At 53.9% G+C, this 6795-nt stretch carries 6 protein-coding genes; 3 read left to right on the top strand and 3 right to left on the bottom strand.

Annotation, left to right across the window (positions count from 1 at the left end):
* Nucleotides 1-106 precede the first annotated feature (106 nt).
* Nucleotides 107-331 (top strand): hypothetical protein, encoded by a 225-nt coding sequence (locus tag B1748_RS34560; protein ID WP_087572525.1) that lies wholly within the window; start codon nucleotides 107-109, stop codon nucleotides 329-331.
* A 78-nt stretch (nucleotides 332-409) separates the two neighbouring features.
* On the opposite strand, the gene B1748_RS34555 is transcribed toward B1748_RS34560, so the two are convergent.
* Both B1748_RS34555 and B1748_RS34550 read right to left on the bottom strand, forming a co-directional pair.
* Nucleotides 410-877, bottom strand: coding sequence for a YhjD family protein (locus B1748_RS34555; RefSeq protein WP_087572524.1), 468 nt, complete (start codon nucleotides 875-877; stop codon nucleotides 410-412).
* A complete protein-coding gene (locus B1748_RS34550; protein ID WP_087572523.1) occupies nucleotides 874-2133 on the bottom strand; it encodes a DNA polymerase IV in 1260 nt (419 codons plus the stop codon). Before B1748_RS34550 ends, B1748_RS34555 begins: the two co-directional genes overlap by 4 nt.
* A gap of 432 nt (nucleotides 2134-2565) precedes the next feature.
* Here B1748_RS34550 and B1748_RS34540 point away from each other — a divergent pair, with 432 nt between their 5' ends.
* On the top strand, nucleotides 2566-3084 hold the full coding sequence (locus B1748_RS34540) for a DUF3231 family protein (protein ID WP_087572521.1): 519 nt from the start codon (nucleotides 2566-2568) through the stop codon (nucleotides 3082-3084).
* A gap of 125 nt (nucleotides 3085-3209) precedes the next feature.
* Here B1748_RS34540 and B1748_RS34535 read toward each other — a convergent pair whose 3' ends face one another.
* The gene (locus tag B1748_RS34535; RefSeq protein ID WP_087572520.1) at nucleotides 3210-5597 is read right to left on the bottom strand and encodes a glycosyl hydrolase family 95 catalytic domain-containing protein; all 2388 of its coding nucleotides are present in this window, start codon (nucleotides 5595-5597) and stop codon (nucleotides 3210-3212) included.
* 253 nt (nucleotides 5598-5850) lie between these two features.
* Here B1748_RS34535 and B1748_RS34530 point away from each other — a divergent pair, with 253 nt between their 5' ends.
* Nucleotides 5851-6633 (top strand): AraC family transcriptional regulator, encoded by a 783-nt coding sequence (locus B1748_RS34530; protein WP_087572519.1) that lies wholly within the window; start codon nucleotides 5851-5853, stop codon nucleotides 6631-6633.
* Nucleotides 6634-6795: the final 162 nt, after the last annotated feature.

Genomic DNA, 6795 nt, shown 5'->3' with positions numbered 1-6795 from the left:
ATTGGTGGGTTTCTCAACAGTCTGAGGATTTATCGCCAAATAGAATTTCGGTTTCGAATGCTCGAAAACTTATAAATTCTATTGTGGTGAGAAAGGAGTGATCCCGTTGTCACTGCATGCGAAATGGATGATTTGTTTGCTCATTTTTATTTTTATAGCAGGGGTAGCAGCCTGGTCCAATTATTTGATACAGACGGACCGTCCAAACACGGTGAACCAATCCCCCGAGTCCGAAGGAACCTATAGGGGACTAACCTCGCCAGAAAACGATATGAGCCTGGTCAACTATAAGCCTCGCGAGTATGTAAAAATTGTTCGGAAAGCTGGGTAAAAGACAACCTTTTATATGACATGACAAACACGCGAAGCGATCGCGTGTCTGCTTGATGCCAATATGGGAATTTACGGCTCATTTCAGCTTCAGCTGTTGGCCGATCTCCTTGGTGTATTCGGTCATTTTTATAATGATCTCGGACCGCAAGGATTCCCTGACCACGCCGAATTTCTCCTCATAGCCCCTGCAGAAATAACGGAAGTAGAGGATCCCGTCATTCATCTCCTCCTCGATCACTTTGATATTTTTCAGCCTGAGCTCCTTCTTGAGGGCATAGTAGTCGGCGGTAACTCTCTGCATCAGATATTCCATGCAGCGAGCGAGGACTCCCTTGAGAGAAACCTGCATGAAGGACAGATCCTGAATGCTCTTCTGAATCATGGTGAGCATGTGCGGATACATAAGATAATCCCGTATTTGGTCTAACTCGTCGGCTGTTGGTCTGCCCACTTGCTTCGATTCGTGTCGCTTCTCGTACTGCTCCTTGTGCTCCGTAAGCAGCATCTTGGATTTCCACCGTTCATTGCCATCCAGCTTGCTCATTTAAAGTGACCCCCGATCTGTCCCGCCCTCTCGCGAGCTACTCCGGCCTCGAGAAGCGAGGATGCCCTCATGATTGCCATGTCGCCGAACCGATCCTTGATCGCGTCCGTTGTTTTCTCCAGCTCGAATGTTTTATAGCGGTCCTCAAAGAGGTCAAGCTGCTGCACCTGGTCGCTGGAGAGCTGATTAAGAGCGATCATAATATGGGTAACGGGCATGCCCTGCCAATATTCCTCGAATAAGCGAAGAACGGCAGCCGACAACTCATGGGTAAGCGATGTCGGATGCAGCAGAGTAAGCTGCCGGTTGAACCTGTTGCCCTTCTTTCCATCGGTCTCCCCCATGCCTAGGGAGATCACCCTGCCCTGCACCCCGAGCCTGCGAGCGCGACGGCAGACCTCGATGCAAAGCTCCAGCAGGACAACCTCGATATCCTCCCTTCGCGTATACAACGAAGCTCTAAGCGTCTTGCCATGACTGACGGACTTTAGCGGGGCGCTTATAGAAGCAACGACCGGACTGGGATCAATGCCGCGAGCCGTCTGCCAATAATATTCGGCCTGAATGTCCGATTGCTTGCCCATCATCCGGCGCATCTGCTTCTTGAACATCGGGAGCTCCATCCGGGCGATATGTCCGATGGTATCCAGCCCCCACATCGTGAACCGCCGGGTCATGCGCGAAGCAACCATAAACATTTTGTGGACCGGCAGCGGCCACAGGTCTTTCTCGATATCGGAATGGTCAAGCCGATAGATCCCGGACGGCTGTTTCTTCGCGAAATTATCCGTAGCCGTCTTGGCCAACACCTTTGTCGGTCCTATGCCCACCCGGGACCATACGCCGGTAGCCAGCTTGACCTTATGTTGTATTTGGACCGCGATCTCCTCCGCCGATCCGAATAAGCCAAGCGAACCCGTCACATCCAGAAACTGCTCGTCGATGGAATACGGCTCCACCAATGGGGTAAAGGTTTCGAAAATCTCCGTAATTAACAACGAGTACGTAATGTACCTCTGCATGCGAGGTTTAATGATGACGAGATCCTTGCAGAGAGCCTTCGCCTCGAACACTCTGCTCGCCGTTGTAACTCCCTGCGCCTTGGCGAGCGGGCATGCCGCCAATATAATCCCGCTTCGCCGCTCCGGATCGGCCACGGCTACAGGCTTATCCCGGTATTCCGGATGCGCGGCCTTCTCAACGCTCGCATAGAAGGACTGACCATCCACAAGCAATATGGAACGTTCAGAGGGCATGACATCTCCCCCCCCTCGCAGACAGAGTATCATCGGCACGAAGCAATCGGGGTAATGCGATACGAAGTCCCACGCCATTGTTCATCTTGCATCCGACCTTTCGAACATTTGTTCTTATTATCATCTTAATACGAACAATTGTTCCCGCGCAAGGACTAAAATATGTATGCTTATCCAACGACATTCTTTAGGGCGTGTCTGAATACTCCGAGGGGAGCAGATTTTGCCGAATTTTCGTTCCATGCAAGGAACTTTTGTGAAGGCGTTACCTAAGGCTACGTCAAGCAAAAGTGACGAAGCAGGGGGCGGAAAGGCGGTGAAAGATGCCCCTGAGCGGGTTTTCAGACACGACCTAGATGCCCTATACATCATATTTTTTAAAAAGAAGGCAAAGCTAAACAAGGCGTTTACTAATCTAAAGGAGTGTTATAAATGGGTATTTTGAGCGGTAATCCGAAGGATGAACCCATGCATTATGGCGAGATTTACACCGCTTGGCAGGGTTCTATGGTGGCGAAGGGGATGATTTCCTGTTATCAGGCTTATCAGAACCATGCCGGGGACAAAGAACTGAAGAAAATTTTGGAAGCACTCCTCGACCAATCCAAGTTGGAAGCGAAAGAGCTTGACCAACTGCTTACAAACAACGGAATCGCGCCTATTCCTGCTCCTGCCGAAAGACCGCCAGTCAAGCTGGAGGATATTCCGGTCGGCGCAAGATTTACGGATATGGAAATCGCGGCTGCGATCGCTGCCGATACGGCGGCAGGGATTGTGGGATGCAGCCAAGCCATGATCCAATGCATCAGGGAAGACATTGCAGCCCTGTACGCCAAGTACCATTTGGCCAAAACAGCCCTCGCCGTTCGCATCCTGGAGATGAATAAGGAGAAAGGCTGGCTCATTCCTCCTCCGCTTCAGGTAAAACGGCCAGAATTAGTCGAAGCCTGATTGGACGAAGCCGTGAGTCATAGCCGACTCTTAAAGATATCCTGATTGCAAATAAACCGTTCCTCGTTGCATGGCGGCTGACGCCGCCGCCAACGAAGGAACGGTTGTTTGGCTTAACCCTTATTCTAGAACAACAATCGGTACACGACTCCCGCCGTAACCGCAAAAGCAAATCGCCCTTCGATGGAGGACGTCCACAAAACTTCCTTGTCTCCTCCAATCATTCGGGAAGGCGCTTGCTGTGCGCTTATCTCGCATAGCTGATCCCGGCCGGAGAGCAAAGTTGCTTCTCTCAGGACGCCGCCTTCCCACTTAAGACCGACCTCGTATCCGCCCCTGGCGCGAAGTCCGCCGACCTCTCCCGAAGGCCACTTATCGGGCAGCGCGGGCAGAAGCTCGAGGATGCCTTCATGCGATTGCAGCAGCATCTCCGCGATTCCGGCCGTCGCGGCAAAGTTGCCGTCGATCTGGAACGGCGGATGCGCGTCGAACAGATTGGCGTAGACGCCGCCCCCTTTGTAGTCGCCAGGCTCATCGTTCCTCACGAGCGTCAGCAGATTGGAGATCAGCCGCTCCGCCCGGTTGCCGTCCTTAAATCGAGCCCATAGGCCGATTTTCCAGCCCAGGCTCCAGCCGGTCCCGCCGTCTCCCCGCCGTTCCAGCGAGGTTCGCGCCGCGCCGAACAGCTCAGGCGACGTCCGCTCCGTGATGAGCTTGCCGGGATAGATGCCGACAAGATGCGAGACATGACGATGGTAAACGTCCTCATCGTCGAAGTCGCTGGACCACTCCTGCAATTGCCCATGCTTCCCGATCTGCAGCGGCAGCATTTTGGCCTTCGCCGCAGCCAGCTCTTTCGCGAACGCTTCCTCCCCGCCCAAAACCTTCCCCGCTTCCATGCAGTTGTCGAACAACTCGGCGATTAGCGACAGATCCATCGTCGCGGCCGCACTGACCGCATGCAATCCTTCGCCGGCCACGAAATGATGCTCCGGCGATGTCGACGGTCCCGTCACAAGGAAACCGTTCGCATCCTCGTACAACCAGTCCAAGCAGAACAACGCCGCTTCCTTCATGACGGGGTATGCGCGCTGTCGCAGGAACTCGACGTCCCCGCTGAACGCATAGTGCTCCCATAGATGCTGGGTCAGCCAGACTCCGCCCATGGTCCAGAGCGCCCAAACGGGATCCCCTTCGCCGTAATTGCCGACCGGCGCAGTCTGCGCCCACAGATCGGAGTTATGATGAGCCACCCAGCCCCTTGCTCCGTAATTGACGGTGGCCGTCTCCTTTCCGTTCTTCGCGAGCCGTTCGATATAAGCCAGCAACGGCTCGTGGAGATCGGCCATATTGCAGCTTTCGGCTGCCCAATAATTCATCTGCGCGTTAATATTAAGCGTGTAGTTGCTGCTCCAGGGCGCGCGCGTCTCTTCGTTCCAGATGCCTTGCAGGTTGGCAGGCTGCGTTCCCTGCCTGGAGCTTCCCATCATCAGGTAACGGCCGTAATGGAACAGCAGCTCCACCAGCCCCGGATCGTCGCTGCCGTATTCCATAATACGGCGATCCATGCTCATGTTCGCCGGCGCCTTGGCCTCGCCGAGACGAAGCGCAACCCTCCCGAACAGCTCGCTATGATCGGCGATATGCGCCTCCCGAATAACGGCATAGGATTGATCTGCGATTTCCTCAATAGCGGCAAGCGTCACGCGAGAAGGCACGCGGTTCTTGCTTGCCTCGCCAAGCATGGCATCGAAGGAAGTCGCCGCGGAGAAATACAAGGTTGCCGCCGTCGCCTCTTCTACTTGTACGCCGTCATGACCGACGCTCAGTCGCCCCCCTTCGAGTACGACCCTTAAACGGCCGTGGAAACGCAGCGCGTTTGACGTCTCGGGATTGCCATACCGGATAGGATTAGCCGAGTTGTAATAGTTCGGCCATACCTGCTCGGGCGCAACGCCTTCTATCGTATAATCTCCCTCTTCGCCATTGGTTCGCGCACGCAGCAAGCTTGTTAATCTGACACGAAAGCTCAACATGCCGGGCTCGCTTGACTCCAGTCTCACAATGACAGCCTGGGCGGGATGAGAGACGAACGTGTCGCGGTTGTATTGAATTCCCCCGATCGTATACGTGACGGACGCAATGCCCGAGGTCAAATCCAGCGTTCGCGAATAACCGCGACAGTTATTGCCGTGATCCATCGTCAGCAACAGATCCGCAAGCGGCAGATAGGATTGCGTGTAGGGCCCCATCATCTCCTTGCCGAGACGATCCGCTTCGATGTAATCCTCCCGCGCGATGCTGTCCCGAATCGCGGGAAGCACCTCCTTCGCCTTCGGATTGTTCCAATCCCTCGCCTCGCCGGACCACAATGTATCTTCGTTCAGTTGGATGCGTTCCGACTCTACTCCGCCAAAGACCATCGCTCCCAGGCGTCCGTTGCCGACCGGCAGCGCTTCCGTCCAGTATGTAGCCGGTCTGTCGAACATCATGCGCGGCTCGTTATTATGCATGCAAGCACCTCTTTCATTCTTCTGCTCTTGTCTACCGAATTCCGTCTATGAATGTTAAAATCGTAGTGGAGCCCGCCTCTATCGGGGCCTCCATTCTAATTTTCGGATTCGATTCCATCCTAGCAGACTTGGACTGCCGCAATGAATGTCTAATGTTAACTTCCTGTTGTATAAAACTATCTAACGATGACGGAACGGAGAGTGTGGATGTGAGCAGCCTGCCGCTAACCCGATTATACATGGAGAACCTGACGTGCGCGTAACCGCGGTAGGCTACAATCAGGTGTGGACCGATTGGCGGGAGCTCGACTATACGCCGGATTATAACAAGTTTTATTTGATATGCGACGGGGAGGGCTGGTTAAAGATCGGCGACTCGGAATACCATCCCGCGCCAGGACAATGGTTCTTGATGCCGCAGGGCGTCAAGCAATCCTTCTCGTACACGTCCGGAACAAGATTCACCAAGTATTGGTGCCACTTCACGGCCCGGGTAGGAGAACGCAATCTGTTCGACTTGCTGCAAGTGCCGGATTTCATCGAAGCAAAAAACGACGGAGAAGCCGCGCGTCTCTTCCGGGATTTGTTCGAATACCGTTCGTTGTCCTCCATCAGCGCTCCGCTGCTCGTGAAATCCGCCATGCTCCAACTGATCGCCTACTACCTGGAGCATGCCGTTGCAGCGCAGCCAACTCTGAGGCCTGCCGCATTGGCGGAGCCTCTCCAGCAAGTGATCGCGCACATTCAGAGCAACTATCATCGGAATTTGACCATAGAAGAGCTGGCGGAGCAGGCCCACCTGCATCCCAACTATTTCATTCGCGTATTCAAGCGTCAATTCGGCACATCGCCGATTCAGTACGTCAATAAAAAGAGGCTTGAGGAAACCAAGCTGCTGCTTGTCACTTCAAACCTCTTGTTATCCGAGATCGGAGACCGGGTCGGAATATCCGACATCTCCTACTTATCCCGCCTTTTCAAGGCGTCGACCGGCTTCTCTCCGACTGCTTATCGGGTGACGTTCGGGTCTCGCTAGAACACTCTATTCCCTTTATAAGTACGTGTTCAAAAAATTCGATTTTCAGTACCGAGAAGGTTGTATGAAGATTAGGGACTGAGGAGCGGAGCGTAGTGGAAGCTACGTGAGCATCTGCAATGTTTCCGGAGGAAACATTCCTCGAAAGCATTGACCTAGTCC

Source organism: Paenibacillus sp. MY03, from assembly GCF_002165585.1.
GTDB lineage: Bacteria > Bacillota > Bacilli > Paenibacillales > Paenibacillaceae > Pristimantibacillus > Pristimantibacillus agaridevorans.
Note: the sequence above shows the minus strand (reverse complement) of the source record. Positions and strands in the feature narration are given on the sequence as shown.